This is a genomic window from Mesorhizobium sp. WSM4832 (genome assembly GCF_055811115.1).
On the sequence record NZ_JBVVQH010000006.1, the window covers coordinates 1 to 25,446 of the forward strand.

Annotated in this window: 23 protein-coding genes; 16 read left to right on the forward strand and 7 right to left on the reverse strand. The window is 64.3% G+C overall.

The genetic code is table 11. From position 1 onward, the window contains the following. The first annotated feature begins 589 nt into the window (after positions 1 to 589). Positions 590 to 1,216, forward strand: coding sequence for a DUF1062 domain-containing protein (locus AC0L2L_RS10120; RefSeq protein ID WP_473577994.1), 627 nt, complete (start codon positions 590 to 592; stop codon positions 1,214 to 1,216). Between the two features lie 62 nt (positions 1,217 to 1,278). Here the strand turns inward: AC0L2L_RS10120 and typA are convergent, their stop codons facing one another. Next, positions 1,279 to 3,108 (reverse strand): translational GTPase TypA, encoded by a 1,830-nt coding sequence (gene typA / locus AC0L2L_RS10125; protein WP_473577995.1) that lies wholly within the window; start codon positions 3,106 to 3,108, stop codon positions 1,279 to 1,281. 193 nt (positions 3,109 to 3,301) lie between these two features. Here typA and AC0L2L_RS10130 point away from each other — a divergent pair, with 193 nt between their 5' ends. Further along, complete coding sequence (locus AC0L2L_RS10130) at positions 3,302 to 3,589, forward strand: hypothetical protein (RefSeq protein WP_473577997.1); 288 nt, start codon at positions 3,302 to 3,304, stop codon at positions 3,587 to 3,589. Positions 3,590 to 3,862: 273 nt separating this feature from the next. On the opposite strand, the gene AC0L2L_RS10135 is transcribed toward AC0L2L_RS10130, so the two are convergent. Both AC0L2L_RS10135 and AC0L2L_RS10140 read right to left on the reverse strand, forming a co-directional pair. Then, on the reverse strand, positions 3,863 to 5,437 hold the full coding sequence (locus AC0L2L_RS10135) for an alkaline phosphatase D family protein (RefSeq protein WP_473577999.1): 1,575 nt from the start codon (positions 5,435 to 5,437) through the stop codon (positions 3,863 to 3,865). A gap of 265 nt (positions 5,438 to 5,702) precedes the next feature. Next, on the reverse strand, positions 5,703 to 6,986 hold the full coding sequence (locus tag AC0L2L_RS10140; RefSeq protein ID WP_473578001.1) for an MFS transporter: 1,284 nt from the start codon (positions 6,984 to 6,986) through the stop codon (positions 5,703 to 5,705). Positions 6,987 to 7,064: 78 nt separating this feature from the next. Here AC0L2L_RS10140 and AC0L2L_RS10145 point away from each other — a divergent pair, with 78 nt between their 5' ends. The 8 genes from AC0L2L_RS10145 (at position 7,065) to AC0L2L_RS10180 (ending at position 16,617) form a co-directional block, all read left to right on the forward strand. Then, complete coding sequence (locus tag AC0L2L_RS10145; RefSeq protein WP_473578003.1) at positions 7,065 to 7,673, forward strand: TetR/AcrR family transcriptional regulator; 609 nt, start codon at positions 7,065 to 7,067, stop codon at positions 7,671 to 7,673. A gap of 43 nt (positions 7,674 to 7,716) precedes the next feature. Further along, positions 7,717 to 8,307 carry a hypothetical protein gene (locus AC0L2L_RS10150; RefSeq protein ID WP_473578005.1) on the forward strand — a complete coding sequence of 197 codons (591 nt, stop codon included), beginning with the start codon at positions 7,717 to 7,719 and terminating at the stop codon, positions 8,305 to 8,307. Between the two features lie 485 nt (positions 8,308 to 8,792). Next, positions 8,793 to 10,865 (forward strand): 3-hydroxyacyl-CoA dehydrogenase NAD-binding domain-containing protein, encoded by a 2,073-nt coding sequence (locus AC0L2L_RS10155; protein WP_473578007.1) that lies wholly within the window; start codon positions 8,793 to 8,795, stop codon positions 10,863 to 10,865. Between the two features lie 358 nt (positions 10,866 to 11,223). Then, a complete protein-coding gene (locus AC0L2L_RS10160) occupies positions 11,224 to 12,249 on the forward strand; it encodes a BMP family protein (RefSeq protein WP_473578009.1) in 1,026 nt (341 codons plus the stop codon). 232 nt (positions 12,250 to 12,481) lie between these two features. Then, complete coding sequence (locus AC0L2L_RS10165; RefSeq protein WP_473578011.1) at positions 12,482 to 13,993, forward strand: ABC transporter ATP-binding protein; 1,512 nt, start codon at positions 12,482 to 12,484, stop codon at positions 13,991 to 13,993. Continuing rightward, positions 13,993 to 15,045: an ABC transporter permease gene (locus AC0L2L_RS10170; protein WP_473578013.1), complete on the forward strand. Its 1,053-nt coding sequence runs from the start codon at positions 13,993 to 13,995 to the stop codon at positions 15,043 to 15,045. Before AC0L2L_RS10165 ends, AC0L2L_RS10170 begins: the two co-directional genes overlap by 1 nt. Continuing rightward, positions 15,045 to 15,989, forward strand: coding sequence for an ABC transporter permease (locus AC0L2L_RS10175; RefSeq protein ID WP_473578015.1), 945 nt, complete (start codon positions 15,045 to 15,047; stop codon positions 15,987 to 15,989). The genes AC0L2L_RS10170 and AC0L2L_RS10175 overlap by 1 nt, the downstream gene beginning before the upstream one ends. 103 nt (positions 15,990 to 16,092) lie before the next feature. Continuing rightward, positions 16,093 to 16,617, forward strand: coding sequence for a hypothetical protein (locus AC0L2L_RS10180; RefSeq protein WP_473578017.1), 525 nt, complete (start codon positions 16,093 to 16,095; stop codon positions 16,615 to 16,617). A 28-nt stretch (positions 16,618 to 16,645) separates the two neighbouring features. Here AC0L2L_RS10180 and AC0L2L_RS10185 read toward each other — a convergent pair whose 3' ends face one another. Next, on the reverse strand, positions 16,646 to 17,413 hold the full coding sequence (locus AC0L2L_RS10185; RefSeq protein WP_473578020.1) for an SDR family NAD(P)-dependent oxidoreductase: 768 nt from the start codon (positions 17,411 to 17,413) through the stop codon (positions 16,646 to 16,648). Positions 17,414 to 17,976: 563 nt separating this feature from the next. On the opposite strand from AC0L2L_RS10185, the gene AC0L2L_RS10190 reads away from it, so the two are divergent. Both AC0L2L_RS10190 and AC0L2L_RS10195 read left to right on the forward strand, forming a co-directional pair. Further along, a complete protein-coding gene (locus AC0L2L_RS10190) occupies positions 17,977 to 18,132 on the forward strand; it encodes a hypothetical protein (protein ID WP_095816548.1) in 156 nt (51 codons plus the stop codon). Between the two features lie 154 nt (positions 18,133 to 18,286). Then, the gene (locus AC0L2L_RS10195; RefSeq protein WP_473578023.1) at positions 18,287 to 19,240 is read left to right on the forward strand and encodes an LLM class flavin-dependent oxidoreductase; all 954 of its coding nucleotides are present in this window, start codon (positions 18,287 to 18,289) and stop codon (positions 19,238 to 19,240) included. A gap of 2 nt (positions 19,241 to 19,242) precedes the next feature. Here AC0L2L_RS10195 and AC0L2L_RS10200 read toward each other — a convergent pair whose 3' ends face one another. From AC0L2L_RS10200 to AC0L2L_RS10210, 3 genes are all read right to left on the reverse strand, one after another. Beyond that, positions 19,243 to 20,157 carry a sigma-70 family RNA polymerase sigma factor gene (locus AC0L2L_RS10200; RefSeq protein WP_473578025.1) on the reverse strand — a complete coding sequence of 305 codons (915 nt, stop codon included), beginning with the start codon at positions 20,155 to 20,157 and terminating at the stop codon, positions 19,243 to 19,245. A 90-nt stretch (positions 20,158 to 20,247) separates the two neighbouring features. Continuing rightward, positions 20,248 to 20,562, reverse strand: a complete 315-nt coding sequence (locus tag AC0L2L_RS10205; RefSeq protein ID WP_473578027.1) for an antibiotic biosynthesis monooxygenase family protein — start codon at positions 20,560 to 20,562, stop codon at positions 20,248 to 20,250. Positions 20,563 to 20,692: 130 nt separating this feature from the next. Next, positions 20,693 to 21,367 (reverse strand): cysteine hydrolase family protein, encoded by a 675-nt coding sequence (locus AC0L2L_RS10210; RefSeq protein ID WP_473578029.1) that lies wholly within the window; start codon positions 21,365 to 21,367, stop codon positions 20,693 to 20,695. 261 nt (positions 21,368 to 21,628) lie between these two features. Here AC0L2L_RS10210 and exbB point away from each other — a divergent pair, with 261 nt between their 5' ends. From exbB to mdh, 4 genes are all read left to right on the forward strand, one after another. Further along, positions 21,629 to 22,585 (forward strand): tonB-system energizer ExbB, encoded by a 957-nt coding sequence (gene exbB, locus AC0L2L_RS10215; protein ID WP_473578030.1) that lies wholly within the window; start codon positions 21,629 to 21,631, stop codon positions 22,583 to 22,585. 5 nt (positions 22,586 to 22,590) lie between these two features. Next, positions 22,591 to 23,085 (forward strand): TonB system transport protein ExbD, encoded by a 495-nt coding sequence (gene exbD, locus AC0L2L_RS10220; RefSeq protein ID WP_473578032.1) that lies wholly within the window; start codon positions 22,591 to 22,593, stop codon positions 23,083 to 23,085. Further along, positions 23,082 to 24,068 (forward strand): TonB family protein, encoded by a 987-nt coding sequence (locus AC0L2L_RS10225; protein WP_473578034.1) that lies wholly within the window; start codon positions 23,082 to 23,084, stop codon positions 24,066 to 24,068. Before exbD ends, AC0L2L_RS10225 begins: the two co-directional genes overlap by 4 nt. A 395-nt stretch (positions 24,069 to 24,463) precedes the next feature. Further along, positions 24,464 to 25,432 (forward strand): malate dehydrogenase, encoded by a 969-nt coding sequence (gene mdh, locus AC0L2L_RS10230; protein ID WP_473578036.1) that lies wholly within the window; start codon positions 24,464 to 24,466, stop codon positions 25,430 to 25,432. Positions 25,433 to 25,446 lie beyond the last annotated feature (14 nt).

A 25,446-nucleotide genomic window follows, 5' to 3' on the forward strand; every position in this document is an offset into this window, starting at 1 on the left:
CCGGTCCTCCCGGCAAACGAGAAAACTGTCACCCATCTAATCAGTCCATTCTGTTACCTATCTATCCGGTTCGGACACGCTGACGCCGGCGCTGCCCCTCATCTGGCTACCGCCATCTTCTCCCCGTAAACGGGGCGAAGGGACGCTAGCGCCGACGGTTTCGCCAATCGGTAACCTAGAAGAAAGAGCGCCGGCGTCGCGGCCGGCTCTTTCTCCCCGTCACTATACGGGGAGAAATGCCCGGTTGGGCAATGAGGGGCGGCGCCGACCTCGGCGGTTAACCGCTTGCTCCTCCACCGCCCTCCGGCTAGAAAAGCCCGCCCTTTACCCATTTTCGAGCGTCACTTTGCCTCAGTAACCGCCGGTCTCGCCAACTCCCCCGAATGCACCGCAGGCGCAGCCATTGGCGCGTCTGCTCCATCTCATGTGTTCTTCAGGCGGCGGTTCGAGACCGGTTTGGCATTGCTGAGCCGCGCGTCGCCCACGCCGACGCCTGATTTAAACACGCAGTCTTTCGCCACGCCGTGCCCGCATGGGCATCTCGACATCGCCGGCCTGAAGAACTTCCCGACGGGAAGGGCTTATCGGCATGTCCGGCCACCTGCGTATCCACTGGACGATCGCACCCGCAATCGCGCCTCGACCTCTCATCAACTGCAATCGCTGCGGAACCCTCAAGGCCTATCGCTGCAGTGGAAAATTCCGCGTCAACGCCAATGGCAAGCGCATCGATGTGTGGCTGATCTACCACTGCGTCGATTGCGACAATTCCTGGAATTTCGGCATTTTCGAGCGCTGCAACCGGCGTGACATCGAACCCGCCCTGCTACAGGCGCTCGAAAGCAACGATCCGGCGCTCGCGCGGCGCCACGCTTTCGACAGTATTGCGTTGCGCAACCATGCGGGACGCGTCGAGGAATTTCCCGATGTCGCCGTGCTCAAACAGGTGGTTGGAGGGACAAGGGAAAGCGCGAGCGCGCTGGAACTCCAGCTTGGGCTCGAAATGCCGACATCGCTGCGTCTAGACCGTCTGCTCGCCAACGAACTCGGCATCTCGCGTTCGCGGCTTCAGGCGCTGGAGGAGAAGCGATTGCTGGTCGTCGATCAGGACGGGATCAAAGCCCTGCGCAAGCCGGCCCGCGCCAGAACAACGATCCGCATCGACTTGGCCGGCGAGCCGGATCACCAAGCCATCATCCGCGCGGCCAGCGGATGAACGAGAGAGGGGCGAAGCACCCGGTGCTCCGCCCCTCTCGGACACGATCAGAAGTCAGAAAATCACGCCGCGCCCATCACCTTGGCCGACTTCTCGAAGCGCTTGCGCTCGTTCGGGTCGAGGTAGAGCTTGCGCAGGCGGATGGTCTTCGGCGTCACCTCGACCAGCTCGTCGTCCTGGATCCAGGCCAGCGCCCGCTCCAGCGTCATGCGGATCGGCGGCGTCAGCTTCACCGCTTCGTCCTTGCCGGCGGCGCGGATGTTGGTGAGCTTCTTGCCTTTCAGCACGTTCACCTCAAGGTCGTTGTCGCGCGAATGAATGCCGATGATCATGCCCTGATAGACCTTGACGCCCGGATCGATGATCATCGGACCGCGATCTTCCAGGTTCCACATCGCATAGGCGACGGACTCGCCCTGCTCGTTGGAGATCAGCACGCCGTTGGTACGGCCGGGCAATTCGCCCTTGTAGGGCTCATAGGCGAAGAACAGCCGGTTCATCACCGCGGTGCCGCGCGTGTCGGTCAACAGTTCCGACTGGTAGCCTATCAGGCCGCGCGTCGGCGCGTGGAAGACAAGGCGCTGGCGGTTGCCGCCGGAGGGGCGCAGCTCGACCATCTCGGCCTTGCGCTCCGACATTTTTTGCACGACGACGCCGGCATGCTCCTCGTCGACGTCGATGACGACTTCCTCGACAGGCTCCAGCAATTCGCCGTTCTCGCCCTTCTGCATGACGACGCGCGGACGCGACACGGCAAGCTCGAAACCCTCGCGGCGCATCGTTTCGATCAGCACCGCGAGCTGCAATTCGCCGCGGCCGGAAACGAAGAACGAATCCTTGTCGGGCGATTCCTCGATCTTCAGCGCGACATTGCCTTCGGCCTCGCGCAACAGGCGGTCGCGGATGACGCGGCTGGTCACCTTGTCGCCCTCGGTTCCGGCGAGCGGGCTGTCGTTGACCAGGAAGGACATGGTCACGGTCGGCGGGTCGATCGGCTGCGCATGCAGCGGCTCGCTCACCGCCGGATCGCAGAACGTGTCGGCGACTGTGCCCTTCGACAGGCCGGCGATCGCCACGATGTCGCCCGCCTGGGCTTCTTCGATCGGCTGGCGCTCGAGGCCGCGGAAGGCAAGGATCTTGGAGATGCGGCCGGTTTCGATCTGGGCGCCGTCATTGTGCAGCACCTTGACCGCCTGGTTGGCCTTCAGCGTGCCCGACTCGATGCGGCCGGTGATGATGCGGCCGAGGAACGGATTGGCCTCGAGAATGGTGCCGATCATACGGAACGGGCCTGGATGCACCGTCGGCGCCGGCACATGCTTGACGACGAGGTCGAACAGCGGCGCCAGGCCCTGGTCCTTCGGGCCCTCGGGGTTTTCCGAGACCCAGCCGTCGCGACCGGATCCGTAGAGGATCGGGAAATCGAGCTGCTCGTCGGTGGCGTCGAGCGCGGCGAAGAGGTCGAACACCTCGTTCACCACCTCGATGTGGCGGGCATCGGGACGGTCGATCTTGTTGATGACGACGATGGGCTTGAGACCGACCTTGAGCGCCTTGCCGACCACGAACTTGGTCTGCGGCATCGGCCCTTCGGCGGCATCGACGAGCACGATCGCCGAATCCACCATCGACAGGATGCGCTCGACCTCACCGCCGAAATCGGCGTGTCCGGGCGTGTCGACGATGTTGATGCGGGTGCCGTGCCAGTCGACCGAGGTCGCCTTGGCGAGGATGGTGATGCCGCGTTCCTTCTCGAGGTCGTTGGAATCCATGGCGCGCTCGGCGACGCGCTGGTTGTCGCGGAACGATCCGGACTGTTTCAGGAGCTGGTCGACCAGGGTGGTCTTTCCATGGTCGACGTGCGCGATGATCGCGATATTGCGGATGTTCATTGTCTGGTCTCGGGAGTGTTGCGGGCGGCAGGCCCAAAAGCGCCGCCCTTTTCGGTTGCGCGGCTCATACAAGGTTTTTCGCAATTGCGAAAGGGGAGGCCCTATCCCAATTAATGGTCACTGATTCTTAAACGTCTTAGTGTGAAATGATTCTGTTAACCAAGGCGGAACCTTTGAGGGGCCGGACAGTTCGATGTTCATGACCGATCAGATGTCCAGATTGCGTCCGGTTTTTGCGTGGGCAGCGCTTGGTGTGCTTGTCGCGGCAGGCGCCGCGCAGTCGGCAGCCGCGCTGAGGGACGCCAACCCGATCGCGCCGCCTGACGTCAAAACCGCGCAGCAGATGTTCGCCGACGCCCCCGACGGTGTCGACCCGATCGTCACTGGCCCAGTCAGCGCCGCCTTCAAGCAGCGGCAAAAGGACGCCAACTGCGACACGGCGGTATGGCCGAAAATTCCCGCGGCTTGCTATCCGGATTGATCATCGCCGCGCGGAATGCGGCAAACGTAGCGATCCTTCGCGCCCCCCCTCTGCCCTGCCGGGCATCTCCCCCTCGAGGGGGGAGATTAGCAGCTTTGATCCCGCCGCCAGTCCTGCGGCGTTGGAAATTGGCGAAAGCCGATGCGAAATCCGATCTCCCCCCTTGAGGGGGAGATGGCCGGTCCACCCTCCGAAGCTGCAGCGCAGGTGCTGCGAAGGACGGGCAGGCCAGAGAGGGGGGTCTCGCGACGGCACCTCTGATTTTACAGATCCTTACGCCGACCGCACCGGATCCAGCGTCACCTTGTAGAGCTCGTTGTCGTCGCGGTCCATCAGCCGCACGGTGAGCTGCTCGGTCGCGCCGGAAATGTCGACGAGGCCGAAGAACTGCAGGCCGGCCGATGGCGGCAGGTTCTGGCCCTGCTCGGCGGTCGGGGCCTTGATGAATTTCAGCTCCGGCCCAAAGGTCATGTCGAGGTCGTTGGGGCCGAACGTGCCGGCATGGATCGGGCCGGAGACGAATTCCCAGAACGGGTTGAAGTCCTGGAACTGCGCCTTGTCGGGGTTGTAGTAATGCGCTGCGGTGTAGTGCACGTCGGCGGTGAGCCACACCGTGTTGGTGATGCCGGCATTCTTGATGAAGCGCAGCACATCGGCGAATTCGAGCTCGCGGCCCTTCGGCGCGCCATTGTCGTTGTTGCTGACGGCCTCGAAGCCAGCCTTCTTCGCCGCATCGTCCCAGACGACAAGGCTGAGCGGCATGTCGGCGGCGATGATCTTCCAGGTTGCCTTGGAATTCGCCAGCTCGCGCTTCAGCCATTTGGACTGCTCTTCGCCGATCATGCGCGACTTCGCCGTCAGTGTTTCCTCCAGATCGGGGCCGTTGGGGCCGCGATAGGAGCGCATGTCGAGAAAGAACACGTCGAGCAGCGGCCCATGCGAAATCTTGCGGTAGACGCGGCCGGGCTCCGACGGTTCGTAGCGAATGGTCGTCATCTCATGGAACGCGCGTGCCGCACGCGCCGCCAGCACATGGATGGATTTCTCCGTGTAACGATTGTCGGCGGTCAGGTCCTTCGAGTCCGACCAGTTGTTGAGCACCTCATGGTCATCCCACTGGTAGAAAGTCGGGCAGATGGCGGAGAGGCCAAGCACGTGCTTGTCCATCATGTTGTACTTCCACTGGTCGCGGTACTCGTCCAGCGTCTCGGCGACCTTGCGCTTGCCGTCGAGCATGACGACGTTCTTCCACTTGCCGCCGCCGGGCAGGTCGACCTCGTCCTTCAAGGCGCCGTCGGCATAGATCGTATCGCCGGAATGCAGGAAGAAGTCCGGCGTGTGCCTGGCGATTGTCGAGTAGGTCTTCATGCCGGTTTCGTCGATGCCCCAGCCCTGGCCGGCGGTGTCGCCCGACCAGGCGAAGCGCACGTCGCGCTTGGACGACGGCGCGGTGCGGAAGCGGCCGACGATCGGCTCCGAGACGGTGTTGATGTCGGAGAGATCGGCCGCGACCATGCGATAGAAGATATCCTGGTCGGAGGCGAGGTCGGTGAGCAGCCGCTTCACCGTGTAGTCGCTGGCCGGGGAGGTATCGAGCGGCGCAAGCCTGGTGGCGTTGGCGAAGCTTTCTGTCGTCGACACCTCATACATGACGCGCGCCGGACGGTCCGTGCGGGCCCACACCATGCCGGACGTGGCGTCGACGTCGCCGGACTGGACGCCATGCGTGAAGGCCGGGCGCTGGTTGGCGCGGGAATAGTAAGGCAATGCCAGTCCGGAGGCACCGACAAGCCCGAACGCGCTGGCTGAGGTGACGAAAGCGCGGCGGGTCAACGAAAGCTTGTTCATGGCTGTCTCCGGATGGCATTGAACGGGACCGCCAAGCTCTCGCCTCAATGTTTCAGGCGTGTCTCGGAACCATGAAGTTTTGATAACAATGAACAGACTAGTGAAGACCACCATCGTCGCCGGAAGGCGTGTCGAGATTCGGGTCAGGGCGAGCCGAAAATGGTGGTCTCCGAGAACCGGAGCGGAGCGTACTTTTCGTACGTGAGCACCGGAAGCGCAGGAGACTGCCGTTTGCAGGCCGGCCTCACCCGAAAATCGACGCGCCTTAAGCCGCCTGCGGCTCCGGATCGAAGGCCGGCCGGCTCGTGTTGATCAAGAGCGAGATACAGGCCGCCGCGATACCGGTCATGCCGGCAATCAGGAACGCCAGCTCGTAATTGCCCTGCAGCTCGCGCATCGTGCCGCCGAAGGCGGCGGCGGCCGCCGCGCCGACCTGATGGCCGGCGACGATCCAGCCGAACACGATCGGCCCGCTGCGGTCGCCGAAAGCCTCGTTGGCGAGCCTCAGCGTCGGCGGCACGGTGGCGATCCAGTCGAGGCCGTAGAGCACGGCGAAGATGACCAGGCTGGTCGCCGAGAAGCCGGAATAGGGCAGGTAGATCAGCGACAGGCCGCGTATCGCGTAGTAGACGCCGAGCAGCTTGCGCGGATCGAAACGGTCGGTGAGCCAGCCGGACAGCGTGGTGCCGATAAGGTCGAAGATACCCATCATCGACAAGAGCCCGGCTGCCTGCACCTCGCCGATACCCATGTCGCCGCAAAAGGCGATGAGATGCGTGCCGACCAGGCCGTTGGTGGTGAAGCCGCAGACGAAGAAGGTGGCGAACAGATACCAGAACACCCTGGTGCCGGCGGCGCGGCGCAGCGTGTTCAGCGTATGCGCCAGGAAGTTGCCTTGCGAAGCCGGCGATACCGGCGGCACGTCGCCCGCATCGGCGCCGTAGCGCATCTGGCCGATCGAAGCGGGACGTTCGGGCACCAAAAGCAGGACGAACGGGATGAGCGCCGCCGTGGCCACCGATACAGCAATCGCGACAGGCTTCCAGCCGCCGGACTGGGCGAGTGCGGCGATGAGCGGCAGGAACACCAGCATGCCGGTGGCGCTGGACGCCGACATCAGGCCCATCACGAGGCCGCGATTGGTCTTGAACCAGCGATTGACGATGGTGGCGCCGAGCACGCTCGCCACCGCGCCTGAACCGATACCGGAGAACACGCCCCAGGTGATGAAAAGGTGCCAGGGCTCGGTCATGAACAGGCTGAGCGCGGTCGAGCCCGACATCACCAGCAACGAGCCGAGCAGCGTGCGGCGGAGCCCAATGCGCTCCATCAGCGCCGCCGCGAACGGCCCGGTGAGGCCGTAGAGCAGGATGCCGACGCTGGCAGCCCAGGAAGTCACGTCGCGGTGCCAGCCAAAACTTTCTTCCAGCGGCACCATCATCACCGACGGCGCCGAGCGAAGCCCGGCCGCGATCAAAAGGCAAAGGAAAATGACGGCCACCACGACGAAAGCGTAGCGCTGGCCAAATGGGCGGGACTGGGCTATCATGTTACTGACCGGTACGTTGCAATGGAATCACGCCATACATACGTACCGGTCAGTAACATTGTCAAGCGAGTTGTTTGCATGTCATCGGACAAGAAAATTGATGCGTCGTTGAGCGATGCCCCGGTCCCGAAGGCGGCGGACAAGATCCTGAACGTGGCGTTCGACCTGTTCTATCGCGAAGGCATCCGGGCGATCGGTGTCGACGAGATCGTCAGGCGCGCCGGCGTCACCAAGCCGAGCCTCTACCGCAGCTTCCCGTCCAAGGATGAGCTCGCGGCCTCTTATCTGCGCAAATACGACCTCGAATTCTGGGAACGCTTCGACGAGGCCGTCGACGCGCATCCGGGCAATCCGCGCGCCCAGATCATCGCCTTCCTCACTCGTGTCGGCAAACGCACGCAGAAGCCCGATTATCGCGGTTGCGGCATGACCAACGCGGCGGTGGAATATCCCGAGCGCGGGCATCCCGCGCGAGTGGTGAGCGAGAACAACAAGCACGAACTGCGCCGGCGCCTGCGCGCCATGGCGGCCGCGATGGGTGCCGCCGATTCCGACACGCTTGGCGACGGTCTGCTGCTTCTCATCGAAGGCGCCTATATCAGCGGCCAGCTCTTCGGCAAGGGCGGACCGGCGGCGGCCGTCGCGCGCAACGCCGACCTGCTCATCGAAGCCAGCTTGAAGAAATAGCGATTGGCGCTACGCTTCGGCAACTCGAACGGAGTTGTCCGCGATGCGTGCTCTTCTGATCCCGCTTGCCCTCGCTGGGCTGTGCCAGGCGGCCGAGGCCGGCGACATCTCCAGCGCCTACACCGATCTCGACTGGAAGAAGGACTGCGTCACCTATGCGCAAGCCGCTGAAGGCGACGGCGACTGGGCGAACCTTGCCTGCTCCGGCTATCGCGGCTACCCGGTGCTGATCGGCTATGACGACGCACGCGAATCCGTCTATTACGGCTTTCCGTCGGACGACATGACTTCGGTCTGGGAGAGTTTCACCGCCTTCAACGGGTCCGGTCCGAAGGTGGAATGGCGGATCGAGACGAATGGCGATGTCGCGATCCCCTTCGCCGCCATTCATCGCCGCTCGGTGAGCAACCCCGAGGACGAGAAGAAGTCGATCGACGTGCTGGTCGTCGCCAAGGTGGCGCAGCCGGAAGAGCACCAGGGCTGCACCATCGGCCTGGTTTTAGCCACCGGCAACGCGCAGGCCAACGACCAGGCGCGCAAGCTCGCCGACGACAAGGCGAAGACCTTCGCCTGCGGCAAGGACAAGCGCGACGTGATCGGCGACGTGCCGGCTTTCGGCCGGGTGGATAATTAGTGGCACTGCACAGGGATTTTGACCCGGTCGGCCCTGTTTGCGTTGGCAGGTGTCATGCGTTGGAGATTGGCCGAAACGCCCATCACGATCGTCATTCTAGGGCGGAGCGGCGCGGAGCGACGCGCAGACCCTAGAATCCATGCCGTTACCTTCGCCAAGGCGTGCAACGGAGCAAAATTCTGCACCGCAGCAGCGCTTCCAAGTCACGGCATGGATTCTATGGTCTGCGCGCGTCGCTTCGCTCCTTGCTCCGCCATAGAATGACGAGGTTGGGGCGGCTTCAACCAATCCCCAGCGTTTGCGCTGATTTCACGGAAATGAACGGAAAATCTTGCACTAAGACAAACGGCAACCTTTCAAGAATCCCTGTGCCGGGGAACTAGCCGCTCTCCACTAACCGTTGCGCCAAGTCTGGTTCGGGTTCCCATTCGCTGGCGGGCCTAGTAAACCCTTGCGCGATCGCAGCCGGTCTCGGGAGGTTTCGCTTGTCCAGTTCAGTCAGCGTCGCGAACGAGAATGGCGTGGCGGTGGTCACCATCAACAACCCACCGGTCAACGCGCTGAGTTTTCACGTCCGCAAGCCGCTCCATGAGGCGCTCGCCGCGCTGCGCGACGACCCCGCCGCCAGGGCCATCGTCATCGCCTGTGCCGGGCGCACTTTCGTCGCCGGCGCCGACATCACCGAATTCGGCAAGCCGGTCGAGCAGCCGGAGCTGCGCGCGATCATCGCCTTGCTGGAGACCATCGCCAAGCCGACGGTCGCCGCCATCCATGGCACGGCGCTCGGCGGCGGGCTGGAACTGGCGCTCGGCTGCCATTTCCGCGTCGCCGACCGGGGCGCCAAGCTCGGCTTGCCGGAAGTGAAGCTCGGCCTGCTGCCCGGCGGCGGCGGCACGGTGCGCCTGCCGCGCCTGGTGGGCGCCGCCAAAGCGCTTGGCATTATCGTTTCCGGAACGCCGATCTCGGCCGACGAGACCAAGGCGGTCGGTCTTGCCGATGCGGTCTTCGACGGCGACCTGATGGCGCAGGCGGTTCGTTTCGCCGGCGAAATGGCTGATCGAGGCGGCCCGTTCGTGCCGGTGCGCGACCGCAATGGCCGTCTTTCCGAGACCGATCTTGCGGCTTTCGACGCCCAGGCGGCCGAGCTGGCCAGGAAGGCGCGTGGACTGGAAGCGCCGCTTGCTTGCGCCGAAGCGGTGCGCAATGCGATCACCTTGCCGTTCGACGAGGCTTTAGCCGCCGAGCGGCAACTTTTTCTCAAACTCGTTTCCGGCGACCAGTCGCGCGCGCAGCGGCATTTGTTCTTCGCCGAACGCGAGGCGGCGAAAATACCGGGCAAGGATCTGCACAAGCGCCGGATAGACCGCGTCGGCATCATCGGCGCCGGCACCATGGGCGGCGGCATCGCCATGGCCTTCGCCAATGGCGGCTTGCCGGTGACCCTGCTGGAGACGAGCGAGGATGCGCTGCGGCGCGGGCTGGCGACGATCGAGAAGAACTACGCCGTTTCGGTCAGCCGCGGCTCATTGACGGACGAGGTCAGGCAGCAGCGGCTCGGGCTGTTCAAGGGCAGCACCGACTATGCCGACCTTGCCGATTGCGATTTGATCGTCGAGGCCGTGTTCGAGGACATGGCGGTGAAGAGGGAGGTGTTTGGCAAGCTCGATGCGGTCGCCAGGCCCGGCGCCATCCTTGCCACCAACACCTCCTATCTCGACGTCGATGCGATCGCCGCCTCGACGTCGCGGCCGCAGGATCTGCTCGGCATGCATTTCTTTTCGCCGGCAAATGTCATGAAGCTCTTGGAGATCGTGCGCGCCGAGAAGACCGCGCCCGAGGTGCTGGCGACGGTCAGCGATCTCGCCCGGCGCATCGGCAAGGTGGCGGTCGTCGTCGGTGTCTGCCACGGCTTCGTCGGCAACCGTATGCTGTCCGCGCGAGGCGCCGAGAACGAATTCCTGCTGCTGGAAGGCGCGACGCCAAGCCAGGTCGACAAGGCATTCACCGATTTCGGCTGGCCGATGGGCCCGTTCCAGATGGGCGATCTCGCCGGCCTCGACATCGGCTGGCGCAACCGCAAGGCGCGCGGCCAGACCGCGGTGATTGCCGATACGCTTTGCGAGCAGGGCCATTTTGGCCAGAAGACCGGGCGCGGCTGGTACCGCTACGAGGGTGGCTCACGCGAGCCGGCAACTGATCCGGAAGTCGAGAAGCTGATCCGAGCCAAGGCGGCGGAACTCGGGATTGCGCAACGCGTGATTGGCGCGAGGGAGATCATCGAGCGCACGCTCTATCCGCTGGTCAACGAGGGCGCGAAAATACTCGAGGAGGGCATCGCGGCGCGGGCGTCCGATATCGATGTCGTCTGGATCAACGGCTACGGCTTCCCGATCGGCAAAGGCGGGCCGATGTTCTGGGCCGGGCTCGAGGGGGCGGCAAAGATCGTCGAGCGGCTGGAGCATTGGCATGGCCAGACTGGCCGGGCGATTTTCGAGCCGGCGCCGGTGCTGAGGCGATTTGCCGAGACAGGGAGTTGGGAGAGTGCGGTAACCCGATAGGAACAGAAACGTCGCGATCCTTCGCGCCCCCCTCTGTCCTGCCGGACATCTCCCCCACAAGTGGGGAGATTAGCAGCTTCGATGCCTCGCTCTTCCTGCCACGCTGATAATTGGCGAAGGTCGACGCGACGGCTGATCTCCCCCCAAGTGGGGGAGATGTCCGGTCCACCCTCCGTAGCTGCTGCGTAGGACGGGCAGGACAGAGAGGGGCGCTGTCCCGCCAACATCTCCGGTGTCTGCACCCACCGCCAAATTTGACCATGTGGACAAAACTCAGGCGCCGTTCCATAGTCCTTGGCGTCTGACATTTTTGTGAACGGCCGGCTCGACACGGCCGTCGAGCAGAGGGGAAACTTCAATGGAAAACGAACATAGCAAAACGCAACGCACGGCCCTGTCGCGGCGCAACGTGCTGGAACTCGGTGCGCTCGGCCTTGCGGCCGCCGCTCTGCCCGGCGCCGCCTTCGCCAAGGACAAGAAGCTGAAGGTGGCGGCGATCTTTGCCACTCCGATCGAAGAGCCGTGGGACAACCAGATCCATGTCGCCCTGCAGAAGGCGCAGAAGGAGCTGGGCATCGAATACAAATGGTCGGAAAAGGTGCAGACCGCCGACTTCAGTCGCGTCATGCGCGAATATGCGCAAGGCGGCTATCAGCTGGTGCTGGGCGACGCCTTCGCCGCCGAGCGCGAGTCGCGCCGCACGGCAAAACAATTCCCGAAAACGGCCTGGCTGTTCGGCTCCGGCGCCGGCCCGGCCGAACCCAATTTCGGCGTCTTCGACAACTGGATCCACGAGCCGGCCTATCTCTCCGGCATGATCGCGGGCAAGATGTCGAAGTCGGGCACGGTCGGCGCGGTCGCGGCGATGGGCATTCCGGAAGTGAACCGGCTGGTCAACGCCTTCTTTGCCGGCGCCAAGGAGGTCAATCCTAACGTCAAGAAGAAGGTCGCGTTTATCGGCTCCTTCTTCGATCCGCCCAAGGCCAAGGAAGCGGCGGTGGCGCAGATCGATGCCGGCGTCGACGTCATCTATGCCGAGCGCTTCGGCGTCATCGAGGCGGCGGTGGAAAAGAAGATCTACGCCATCTCCAACATGTCCGACCAGTCGAGCCTCGGTCCCGACACGGTCATCACCGGGCCGGTGTGGGACATGTATCCGACGGTCGAGCAGGCGATCAAGCTGGTCAAGGCCGGCGTCTTCACCGCGCAGGACTATGGCGACTTCTCGCGCATGGCCAAGGGCGGCTCGTATCTGGCGCCCTTCCACAAGTTCGACAAGACGCTGCCGGCGGATGTGAAGGACCTGGTCGAGAAGAAGAAAGCCGAGATCCTTGAAGGCAATTTCCGCGTCGACGTGGACGAGAACACGCCGGTCTCGGATTAAGGGCTTGTTGAGGGGTGGCGCGGGGCCCCCCTCTCTGTCCTGCCGGACATCTCCCCCTCGAGGGGGGAGATTGGCAGTTCCGTCGACGGCGCTCGACCTTTTCAACGTTGAAATTTGGCGAAGGCCGCCGTGACATCTGATCTCCCCCCTTGAGGGGGAGATGGCCGGCAGGCAGAGGGGGGTGCAGCGCTGCCCTTCGCGGTTAGCCGGATCGCAAATCCAGGGAGCACCCTTGCCCGCCCCACTGATCGAAATGCGCGGCATCACCAAGAGCTTCGGCGCCGTCAGGGCGAACGAGGCCGTCGATCTCAGCGTCGCGCCGGGCGAAATCCTCGGCCTGCTCGGCGAGAACGGCGCCGGCAAGACGACGCTGATGAACGTTCTGTTCGGCGCCTATGCGCCGGATGCCGGCGAGCTCCTTGTCGAGGGTAGGCCGGTCGCCATCCACAGTTCGGCCGATGCTCTGGCCGCCGGCATTGGCATGGTGCACCAGCATTTCCATCTGGCGCCGCGCCTCACGGTGCTGGAGAACCTTCTGATCGGCATTTCCGGCAAATCCGGCCGCATCGACCGTGCCGGCGGACTGGCGCGGCTGAAGGAGATCGGCCGCCAACACGGGCTCAACCTCGATCCGGGCCTGCCTGTCTCGGCGCTGTCGGTCGGCGAGCAGCAGCGGTTGGAAATCGTCAAGGCGCTGTTTCGCGGCGCCAGGCTTTTGATCCTCGACGAGCCGACGGCGGTGCTGGCGCCAAGCGAGGTCGATGGCCTGTTCGCCGCCCTGCGCTCGATGGCGGCGCAAGGGCTCGGCATCATCTTCATCTCGCACAAGCTCAACGAAGTGCGCGCGCTTACCCATCGTTGCGTCGTGCTGCGCCACGGCAAGGTCGCGGGCCGCGTCGACCGTCCGGCGGAAACGACCTCGGCCGAAATGGCGAAGCTGATGTGCGGCCATGAAATCGTGCCGCCGGTCAAGGAGGCTTCGACGCCCGGCGCTTCCGTGCTGACGCTCGACGGCATTTCCACCTCTGGCCATGCCGGCACGCCGCTGCGCGACGTCTCGCTTTTCGTCCGTTCGGGCGAGATCCTCGGCATCGCCGGCGTTTCCGGCAACGGCCAGCGGGCGCTGGCCGACGTCATCTCCGGCATGCTGCCGCCAAGGGCCGGCGCGATGACGATAGCCGGCAAAGCGGTTGCGCAATTTTCGCCGCGCGAGCTGCAGGCGCTCGGCCTCGGCCGCATCCCGGAAGACCGGATGACGACCGGCCTGGTCACCAACCTGCCGCTGGCCGATTCCATGGTGCTGCCGCGCATCGGCACCGAAGCGTTCAGCCGCAAGGGTCTGCTCGATCCGGCGGCGATCCGCGCCTTCGCCGAGGCGCAGATCAAGGCCTATGACATTCGGTGTCCGGGGCCGATGATCCGCGCGGGCGCGCTTTCCGGCGGCAATCTGCAGAAGGCGCTGCTGGCGCGCGAGCTCGCCTTCGACCCGAAGGTGCTGATCGTCTCGCAGCCGACGCGCGGCCTCGATATCGGCGCCGCCCGCTTCATCCACGAGAAATTCCTCGCCATGCGCGCCAAGGGCTGCGGCATCATCGTCATCGGCGAGGACCTCGAGGAGTTGCTGATGCTCTCGGACCGCGTCGCGGTGATGTATGAGGGCCGCATTGCCGGCACGGTTTCCAGTGCCGACGCCACGGTCGCGAGGCTCGGCCTGATGATGACCGGCGCAGAGGGCCACGCTTGATGTTTCGCCTCGAGGCCCGCACGTCGACACCCGCCTGGTTCAATCTCGCGCTGCCGCTCATCGCGATCGCCGCTACGCTCATCCTGTGCAGCGGCCTCATCGCCGTAGCTGGCGCCGGCGTTATCGACGCTTATGGCGTCATGCTGTCGGCCTCGCTCGGCGACAGCTATGCCATCACCGAGACACTGGTGCGTGCCGCCCCGATGATCTTCACCGGCCTTGCCGTGGCGATAGCCTTCCGCGCCAAATTCTGGAACATCGGCGCCGAGGGCCAGTTGCTGGCCGGCGCGGTGGCGGGCTGCGCCGTCGGCGCGATCCCGATGCCGGGCTACCTTGCCATGCTTCTGATGGCGCTGGTGGGCGCGGCTGCCGGCGCGCTCGTGGCGCTGGTGCCGGCTACATTGCGGGTCAAATTCAAGGTCGACGACGTTGTGAGCTCGCTGCTGCTCAACTCGGTCATCTATTACGCGCTGATGGCGCTGATCGAAGGGCCTTGGAAGGACAGCTTCAGCGGCTATCCGATCTCGCCGCCGATCGAGGATTCTGCCAACTTCCCGGTGCTGATCGAAGGCACGCGGCTGCATCTCGGCGTCATCGTGGCGCTGATCGCGGCACCGCTGTGCTGGTTCCTGATCGCGCGCACCACGCTCGGCTTCCGCATCCGCGTCACCGGTGAGAACCCGGAGGCGGCCCGCTATGGCGGCATCAACGTGCAGCGGGTGCTGCTGTCCACCGCGCTGCTCTCCGGCGCGCTGGCGGGGCTGGCCGGCGTCGGCGAGGTCGGCGGCGTGCATTTCCAGGTGATGAGCGATATCTCGCCGGGCTATGGCTATTCCGGCATCGTCGTCGCCATGCTGGCGCGCCTCAACCCGCTCGGCGTGGTGCCGGCGGCGATCTTCCTGGCCGCGGTCATGACCGGAGCGGAAGCGATGTCGCGCGCGACCGGCGTGCCGGCTTTCCTCAGCGACGTCATCCAGGGCACGGCGCTGCTTGCCATGCTGGTGGCGCTGCTCTTCACCGCCTACCGGATCCGCCGCGTGGGAACACCTTGATGAGCGCGGTGTTCGAGCAGATCTTCCAGGTCGGCTTCCTCGCCGCCATCATCCGTATCGCCACGCCTCTGGCCTTTGCGACGCTTGGCGAAATGTTTTCCGAACGCGCCGGCGTGCTCAATCTCGGCATCGAAGGCATCATGCTGTTGTCGGCCATGGCCGGCTTCACCGCCGCCAGCCTCAGCGGCAGCCTGTGGCTGGGCGTGCTGGTGGCGGTGTTGACCGGCATGCTGATGGGCGCGCTGCATGCGCTGTTCACGGTGGCGCTGGGCCTCAGCCAGCATGTCTGCGGCATCGGCGTGACATTGTTCTCATCCGGGCTTGCCTATTTCCTCTACCGGCTGATCTTCGGCCAGCAATCGGTGCCGCCAAGCATCGACGGCTTCAAGCCGGTGCCGATCCCGTTGCTGTCGGACATTCCGGTCCTGGGACCGGCGGTGTTCAGCCAGTTCACGCTGGTCTACATGGCGATCATCGCCGTCCCGCTCGCGGCCTTCGTGCTCTACCGCACGCCATGGGGGCTGTCGGTGCGCATGGTCGGCGAGAACCCGCGCGCGGCGGACTCCGCCGGCGTCAGCGTCATTGCCACGCGCTTCCAGGCGGTGATCCTCGGCGGCGCCCTGATGGGGCTCGCCGGCGCGTTCCTGACCATGGCGCAGTTCAATGCCTTCACCTTCGGCGTCGTCTCCGGGCGCGGCTGGGTGGCGATCGCGCTGGTCGTGTTTGGCCGTTGGGATCCGTGGCGCTCGGCGGGAGCGGCACTGCTCTTCGCCTTCGTCGATGCGCTGCAACTGCGCATGCAAGCCAGCGGCCTCGGCCACGTCCCTTACGAAGCCTTCCTGATGCTGCCCTTCATCTTCACCATCGTCGCCATGGCAGTGATGTCGCGCAACGCGGTCGCGCCGTCGGCGCTGCTGAAGCCGTTCCGGAGGGAGGAGCGTTAGCGTATAAATAACGGGTTCGTATTAGCTCCATTGAGCCGGCACGGCTGCTGGTGGTCTCAGTCGATGCAAAGGGTGTATGCCAAGAATGCAGGGACGAGTTCGATTGTCGGTGGGTCTCCCGCCAATTCTGGCATTCTTTTTTTGTATCGCGATACGCCCTTTTCTCGGAGGAATTTCTGAGAGCCGGTATAGCCAGTTCGATTGTGACTGGCTGATGCCAAAGTTGCTAGCTACAGTTGAAAAATTCTCACAAAACGATGTTTGTACAGCGAATAGCTATCTATGGACAGCGCTCGCGGCGTTTTCCCTTGCCTACTTGTCGGCGATCCTTTTCGCGCTGGCATACAACTTCAGAAATTTCACTTTTAAAATTTTTAAGGCCCCGCTCAGAGAGCTGGCTCTATTTTTCTCGTTCCTGTTAGTCCCAGGAATGCTTGGAATGTATGCGTTCGTTTGGAGTGATCTTCACCTTAAGAGTTATGGAGGAGCGCCGGATGATTTCCCCTTTGCGATGGACTACGCAAACGTCCAGATAAATCTGCTTATGTACGCGGTGAATCTATTATTTTTTGTCCCGAGCGCAGTAATCCTGTCGGTGTTTATACGCCGCCATAGCGAACCTCATTGATATCAACGAGGTCCAAAGGCGCCAAGCCTCAGATTGCCGTGAACGCGTTGTCCACGAACAGATGCGCGCCGTTGACGAAGCTCGATTCGTCGCTGGCCAAAAACAGCGCGGCCTTCGCTACCTCCTCCGGCTCGCCGATACGACCCTGCTGCGCGGCCATGGCGGCATCCGAGACATCGACGCCGAGCCTGCCGAGATCGGCCACCTCGCGCAGTCCATGCGGCGTGCGGATGAAGCCCGGGCAGACGGCATTGCAGCGGATGTTGCGGTCGCGGAACTCGACCGCAATCGCCCGCGCGAACATGTGGCAGGCGCCCTTGGTGGTGTCGTAGAGCACTTCGTTCGGCGTCGCCGCCACTGCCGAGATCGACGAGGTGCAGACGATCGAGCCGCCGCCGGCGGCAATCATGCCTGGCAGCACTGCGCGCGTCATCAGGAACATCGAGCGGACGTTGACGGCATGCAGCCAGTCCCATTCCTGCAACGTCGTTTCCAAGAACGGTTTGATGACGATCGTGCCGGCATGGTTGAACAGCACGGTGACCGCGCCGAGCTTTGCGGCCGCCGCCTTCACCGCCGCTTCGACCTGCGCCTCGTCCGAAACGTCGGCCACGAAATGCTCGGCGACATGGCCGCGTTCGCGGATCGCCGCTGCGGTCTTGGCGGCCGCTTCGCCGTTGCGGTCGATGATCGCCACTTTCGCGCCCTCGGCGGCAAACAGCCCGGAAGCCGCCCCGCCCATGCCTGTCGCGCCACCCGAGACGATGGCGACCTTGCCCGCCAGCCTTCCAGCCATTTTCTTCTCCCTGGATCCTATGAGGTGTTTTCGATGCTATCCCGTCGCGCCGGGAATAGCCAAGCGCGCTTCGACAACGCCCCTGCGGCCGAAAAACATGCAGTTCCAAGCTTTTGCCGGCTCCGTGGCATCGGTTCCACACGGATTTTCCCGTCCGCTTTCCATTCATTTCCGTGAAATCAGCGCAAACGCCGGGGATTGGTTGAAGCCGCCCCAACCTCGTCATTCTATGGCGGAGCAAGGAGCGAAGCGACGCGGCGCAGACCATAGAATCCATGCCGTGACTTCGAAGCGTTGCTGCGGTGCAGAATTCTGCTCCGTTGCACTCCTTGGCTAAGGTAACGGCATGGATTCCAGGGTCTCCGCGACGGAGCTTCGCTCCTGCTCCGCCCTGGAATGACGATCGCGATGGGCGTCGACCGGTCAAAATCCTTGTGCAGTGCCATTAGCATGGAAAACCCCCATCGCAGCCGGGATGAGAATATTCATCCAGAAATCGCCGAAAAATAGCAATCGACAAAGTCTACTAGTTTTATAGATTAACGGCCGAGACGGAGGCCGATATGTCCTATATCCAGAACGCTCAGACCGCCCGCAAGGGGCAAAGGCTGACTGCCGACCAGAGCTGGAGGCCCGCCTATGGCGGTACCTTCGCCTATCTCGTCTTCGCGCTCGCGTTCGTGTTCACCGGCGCGGTGGTACTGGGGCTGATCCCCTGATCCAAGGCGGGCCGAGACCCGCCGTCAAACAATCTGAGTTGAGTAGTCGAAAGTGAAGACTGGCCGAGTGCCGGGGCGCTGTCGCGCGCCCGTGTCTCGGATTTGGTTCGAGGACTTTGCAGCGGGGCAAGCCAACGTGATGGAGGAGATGGCAATGCCGATCGAGTTCACGCATGTTCCCGGTAAGGCTGCCGACAGCAGCTTCTTCTATGATTTCGCCGAGACGGCGACCAAATTGTCGCTGATCGAGGATGCCGGCTTTCGCAAGCTGGTCGTCGACGATCCCGCCGGCCTGCTCAGCAATATGGACATCGCCGCGCAGACGCTCGACCGCACCGGCTCGCTGGAGGTAGTGCTGACGCATTGGGCCGGCGTGATCGAGCCGACGGTGGCGGCAAGGCAGCTCGCGGCGCTCGATCGCCGAGGCAGCGGCCGCCTATCGCTTCGTATGCTGAGCGAGCCGCTGGAAGATAGCGATGCCGAGGCGCGGCCCGTCGGCCACAGCGTGGTCTGGCAGCGCATCGACGAATATCTGGTGCTGTTGAAACGGCTGTGGTCGAACGACAGGCCGTTCGACCACGAAGGCGCCTTCTATAGCGTCCGCGGCGGCTTCGTGCCGCGCAAGGGTCCGCATGGCGCCGACCTTGCCGTCCGCCTCGGCGGCCAATCGGGCACGGCGCTGAAGGTCGCCGGCAAGCATGCCGATGTCTTCGAGCTCGCCGCTGGCTCACCCGACGAGGTGCGGCAGCTGATCGGGCGTGTGCGCAGCGCCGCCGCCGAGCACGGCCGCGGCGGCAGGCTGCGCTTCGCGCTTCCGGTGCGCATCCATCCGGACGGCTGGACGGCTAACCCCGATCGCAGGTCCCCCGATCACAGGGCGGTCGAGATCGCCGGGCCGCCGGCGCGGCTCGCCTTGGCGCTTCTGCCCTATGCGGCGCTGGGCATCGAGGAGTTCATGATCAGCGGCATCGACCGTCCGAGCGAGATTGCCCGTATCGGGCGCGAGACGATCACACTGGTCGCGAATTCATTGGCGCGCCGCGACGCAGAGGTCCCGCAGCCCGGCGCATTTGCCTCGTCGCCCTTTGCGGAACGCCGCGCCGGCTAAAATTACCGCGTGTTGGAGTAGTCCAGGCCGTCCATCACATAATCCGCGAACAGGAAGTCGCGGATGCCGGCGATCCGGCCGTTCTCCCAATTGATGAGGATGAAGTAGCGCGGCGGCCCTTCCGGACGATCGGGACTGGTGACCAGGATGGCGGGCCGGCCTTCGACAAGGCCGGTCGTAAAATGCCAATGCGTTTCGTCGGCATAGCGGCCGAAGTAATTGCCGACAAATTCCTTGCCGTCGGCGCGCAAGCGGTTGACCAGCTCAAGCTTGACGTCCTCGGCCAACAGGCCGCGCAAGGCATCGAAGTCCCTGGCGTTGAAGGCGGCCACATAGCCGCCGAGACGGCGCATGTCCTGCTGGTTGAGGGCCGGGCGGGGAGATGCCGTGCGCGGCGCGGCGGCGAGCTTGCGCAAGCTCTCGCGACCCCGCTGCAGCGCGCCCTTGATCGCGGTGTCGGAGGTTTCGAGGATTTCGCCGATCTCTTCCAGGCTGTGGCCGAGCACGTCCTTCAGCACGACCGTGCATCGTTGCGCCGGCGGCAGCTGCATCAATTCGGCCAAGCTCGCCTCGGCGGCAATGCGCGCATCCAGCGCCGAATTCTCGTCGGCGATCGTATCGAGCTCGACCTCGCTTTCGCGCCCGCGCGAACGGGCGCGCTTGCGCAGGAAATCCAGTGCCGAATTATGCGCGATGCGAAACAGCCAGGGCTCGGTCTTGTCGGGCAAGTCGCCATTCCTGATCGCCACGAAGCCTTTGGCCAAAGCCTCCTGGACGATGTCTTCGCCATCGATGACCGACCCGACCATGCGCGAAGAGTAGCGGTGCAGCTTGGCTCTCAGCAACGCGGCCTCGCGCTCGAAGGCGCGAAGCCTGGTTTCGGTCGCCGCAACGGACTGATCCTGCGAACCGGTCACGCAGCCTCTCTCTTTCTCGACGCAATTCCGGACGGAAAGTTACGGCGAAGACGCCGAACTTAACCGTCACACACTTTTCCTGGAATTGCTCTAATTCTCCATGCCAGCCGTATGGGAATAGCTGGTGTGGCCCATGACGCTCTCGCCCGCTCCAAGCTCGAGAATAGTCTTCATGTAATCCGCGAAGCGGGGATCGCCGCGGAAGGCCGCGATGTCTTCGGCCGAACGCCATTGCGAGATGTTGGCGACCTTGCTGCCGTCGCCGCCGACGACCACGGACGACGACAGCGAGCCCGGCTGCTTGCTGAAGAAGCTTCTCGTGCCTTCGGCCAGAGTCTCGGCTAGTTCCTGCTGCTTGCCCGGCTTGGCGGTGAAGACGTTGATCAAGGTCACTGTGGTCGACATGGCTTGGCTCCGCTCTGTCCTGGTGGCGGAGGCCGTCGCGGCTCTCGCACCTGCTACGACCCTCAAGACGAAGCCGGAACCGGAAACGGAACGGTGGGGCAAAAAAATTTCGATGAAACCCCAAAAACCTTCAGCGCGCCGCGCCCGCGAGCTGCCGCAACGCCGCGATGACGGCCGCCGAGTCCGCCAGCGCGCCGAAGACACCGTCCTCGACCGTCACCATATGCAGGGCGGCCTCGTGCGCATACTGGTCGCCGCTGGCGCAGGCGTCCGAAATCGTCAGGCACTGGAAGTTGCGGTCGCAAGCCTCACGCAATGTGGTGTGCACGCACACATCCGTCGTGCAGCCGGTGAACATCAGATGCGTGATGCCGCGCGCCTGCAAAACGAGCTCCAGGTCCGTATAGGTGAAGGCGCTGTTGCAGGTCTTGTCGATGATGATGTCCTGCGGCGCCACGTCGATGTCGGCGGAGATCTGGAAGCCCAGGCCGGAGCGCAGCAGGACATCGGTGCCGTCCAGTCCCGCTCGCTTGCGTCGCCATTTTTCGTAAGGCGTCATGTCGGCCATGTCGGCGCGGTAGCCTTGCCTGGTGTGGATGATGGTGAGGCCGGCGGCGCGGGCGGCAGCGATCAGCCGGTTCACCGCCGGCAGGATGGCCCGCAGCGGCGACGGATCATAGCCCTTCCTAGCGAAGTAGCCGGTCGGCGACAGGAAATCCTCCTGCAGGTCGATGACCAGCAACGCGGTATGTTGCGGCTCAAGCCTGCCGTCATAGGGAAAGTCGAACGGTATCGCCTTGATCATCGGCGGTCTCCTTCTGCGATATCGAGCATAGCCTGCCGCGTATGCGACGGAAGCCCTGTGCTGCCGGCCGGTGTGCGCCCGAGAGCGATCGGACAGCGGCTTGACCGGAATTTGTTGGGCTGGATTCCCATCTTAATCTTGACTACCAAAGTCATGTTTTATACTCAGTCGAGCAGCCCATGGCGGAAAGCCGTGACCGAAGTTCGCACCAGCCTGCCAACAACTCCGCCGGTTCGTGCCATGATAAAGCGAGGACGAGACTTGTCCCGGAGCATTCTGTTCGCGGCACTGGTCGCATCGATGATTTTTTCGGCTGGGACAGCCGTGGCGCAGCAGCCGACAACACCGCCTACGACCAGTCCGACACCGGCCGCGCAGGCTCCCGCGCCTGTCGCAGGTACCAACAATCCACCGGCTATCGCGCAAACGCCGGTTGAAACCGCACCGGCGGAGCCGGGCCTCCAGCCGGCTCCGAACGGAGCCGTCAGTGAGGAACCACCCATCTCGCTGACGCTGCCGCATGACCTGTCGCCCTGGGGCATGTTCATGAACGCCGACATCGTGGTGAAGGCGGTCATGGTCGGGCTGGCCTTCGCTTCCCTGGTCACCTGGACGATCTGGCTCGCCAAGTCGCTGGAGGTCTTCGCCGGCAAGCTGAGGGCCCGCCGCGCCGCCGATGCGATCGGCAACGCCGCGACGCTGATGCAGGCCGGGCGGGAACTTGGCCACAGCGGCGGTCCGGGCGCGCTGCTGGTGCGCGCGGCAGAGGAAGAACGTGCGCTTTCGGCCGGCGCGCTCGACCATGTTTCCGGCGACGGCCTCAAGGAGCGCGTCGCCTCCAGGCTTTCGCGCATCGAGGCGGCGGCGGCACGGCGCATGTCGCGCGGCACCGGCCTGCTCGCCACCATCGGCTCGACGGCGCCCTTCGTCGGCCTGTTCGGCACCGTCTGGGGCATCATGAACGCCTTCATCGGCATCTCGCAGGCGCAGACCACCAACCTGGCCGTCGTCGCGCCTGGCATCGCCGAGGCGCTGCTTGCCACCGCGATGGGTCTGGTGGCGGCCATTCCGGCGGTCGTCATCTACAACGTCTTCGCGCGCTCGATAGCCGGCTACAAGCAGATCCTCGCCGACGCTTCCGCCGGCGTCGAGCGGCTGGTCAGCCGCGACCTCGACTTCCGCAATGTGCCGCCAGCGGCGGCCATGGCCGCGGAGTAGCGGCGATGGCGGCGCGGATTCGCGAGACTTCCGGCGACGATCTCGAGGAAAGTCACGACATCAACGTCACGCCTTTCATCGACGTCATCCTGGTGCTGTTGATCATCTTCATGGTCGCGGCGCCGCTTGCCACCGTCGATGTCAGTGTCGACCTGCCGGGTTCGACGGCGACGCCCGCGCCGCGGCCCGAGACACCTTTGTTCCTGACGCTGAAGAGCGATCTGACGCTGGCGATCGGCAATGACAGCGTGCCGCGTCCAGCCTTTGCCCGCGTGCTCGACGGCCGTACCAGGGGCGACAAGCAGACGCGCATCTTCCTGCGCGCCGACAGAAAAGTCGGCTATGGCGACCTGATGGAGGTGATGAACCTGCTGCGTGCCGCAGGCTATCTGAAGGTCGCGCTGGTTGGGCTCGAAACGGTATCGGACGGTGCTGGCGGCGAGGCCATGCCTCCTGCGGCCGGTGCGAACCCCGCCCCGGGTGGAGGCCAGGCGCCATGACGGTCGCTGCCCTTTCCCGGATTTCCCAGCCGCGCTTCGGCGTGCGTGAAGCCGGTCTGTGGGCGAGTGCCGCGGCGGTCGTTCTGGCCGCCCATGTGGCGGTCGCCTATGCGGTGCAGGATCTGAGCTATGCCGAAATGCCGGATGGCGGATCGCCGCCGGCGCTGGCGGTCGAGATGGCGCCGCTGATCAGCGCGCCCGCCGTTCCGCAAGAGACGGCGATGCTGGACACGGTGACGCCGGAGCCGCCCGATGCCGCAGAGGAGACAGAAAAGCCGACCGACGTGAAACCGGTGACCGATCCGGCGCCGGTGACGGAACGGGCAGAGCCCGTCACTGAACAGCCATCCGATGCCGCCGACACGCAAGAGGCTGAGCAGGCCCCTCCGGAAGCGGTTGCCGCGCTGAGCGAGCAGCCGCCGCTGGACGAAATCGTGCCGGACCCTGTCGAGGCGATCGCGCCCGATGTCGTCGTTCCGCTGCCGGAGCCGAAACCCGTGGAAGCTGAGGTGAAAGCGCGAAAGCCGGTGGAACCCAAGAGGAAGACCGAGAAGAAACCGGTCGAAAAGCCGAAGGAACGGTTCAGGAAGGAAAAGGCACCGCCACCCAGGACGACGACAACCGCCAGCATCGACGCCAAGGCGGCGGCGATGGCGGCAGCGCCGGAGTCCTCGACTGCGGCGCCGCGCTCCAGCGTCAGTCCATCGCGCTGGAACTCCAGCCTGGCGGCATGGATCAGGCGGCACACGCGCTATCCCAGCGCGGCGCGCTCCAGGCGGGCGGAGGGCACGCCGAGCGTGACCTTCACGGTCGACACCTCCGGCAGGGTGGTCTCGGCCCGGCTGGCGCGATCCTCGGGCGACGGCGATCTCGACCGGGCGGCTCTCGGCGCATTGCAGGGCGCCTCGGTACCGGCGCCGCCGGCGGAACTCGGCGCCCGTGTCACCCGCACCGCACCCTTCGTCTTCAGCCTGCGCAATTAGAGCAATTCCATCGTTGGAGATTGGCGAAAGCCAGCGCGACGGCCGATCTCCCTACTTGGAGCCTCACGCGCGGCGACCCCCTCTGCCGCTTTGGCGACATCTCGCCCTCAAGGAAGGAGAGTTGGCGCTTGCATCACAAGGGCGTCATCGCCGGGATGAAGCCTTCTGATTTCCGCGTTCATTGTGTAAATTCTCCTCAGTCGGCTTACAAACTTTGACGTTTACGTAATTCCCAAACCATCTAACCGATTGAAAACACTAGGCCCAAAATAATCGTTTGAATTTCACCGTGGCGGGCGCTATTGGATCCGGCGAAATCTCGCGGGTTCCCGCATCCTTTCGGCCTCCCCGGCCCCGTCACGGTACCGTCACAGACAAAGGGAAAACATCCTCACATGGCACGCAATAAGATAGCGCTGATCGGCTCGGGCATGATCGGCGGCACGCTCGCTCATATGATCGGCCTCAAGGATCTCGGCGACGTTGTGCTGTTCGATATCGCCGAGGGCATTCCGCAGGGCAAGGGCCTCGACATTGCGCAGTCATCGCCGGTCGACGGTTTCGACTCCAGGCTGACCGGCGTCAACGACTATGCTGGCATCGAGGGCGCGGATGTCTGCATCGTGACCGCCGGCGTGCCGCGCAAGCCGGGCATGAGCCGCGACGACCTTCTGGGCATCAACCTCAAGGTCATGGAGCAGGTCGGCGCCGGCCTGAAGAAATATGCGCCGAAGGCCTTCGTCGTCTGCATCACCAATCCGCTCGATGCGATGGTGTGGGCGCTGCAGAAGTTCTCAGGGCTGCCGACCAGCCATGTCGTCGGCATGGCTGGCGTGCTCGACAGCGCCCGCTTCCGCTACTTCCTGGCCGAAGAGTTCAAGGTTTCGGTCGAGGACGTCACCGCTTTCGTGCTCGGCGGCCATGGCGATTCCATGGTGCCGATGATCCGCTATTCGACCGTCTCGGGCATCCCGCTGCCCGACCTCGTCAAGATGGGCTGGACCTCGAAGGAGAAGCTCGACCAGATCGTGCAGCGCACCCGCGACGGCGGCGCCGAGATCGTCGGCCTCTTGAAGACCGGCTCCGCCTATTACGCGCCGGCGGCCTCGGCAATCGCCATGGCCGAATCCTACCTCAAGGACAAGAAGCGGGTGCTGCCCTGCGCCGCCCACCTCTCCGGCCAGTATGGCGTCAAGGGCACCTATGTCGGCGTCCCTGTGGTGATCGGCGCCGGCGGTGTCGAGCGCGTCATCGAGATCGACCTCTCCAAGGCCGAGCAGAAGATGTTCGATTCCTCGGTCGCGGCCGTTCAGGGCCTGACCGAGGCCTGCACGAAGATCGCCCCGCATCTCGCCAGCAAGTAAATCTCGCCGGCAAA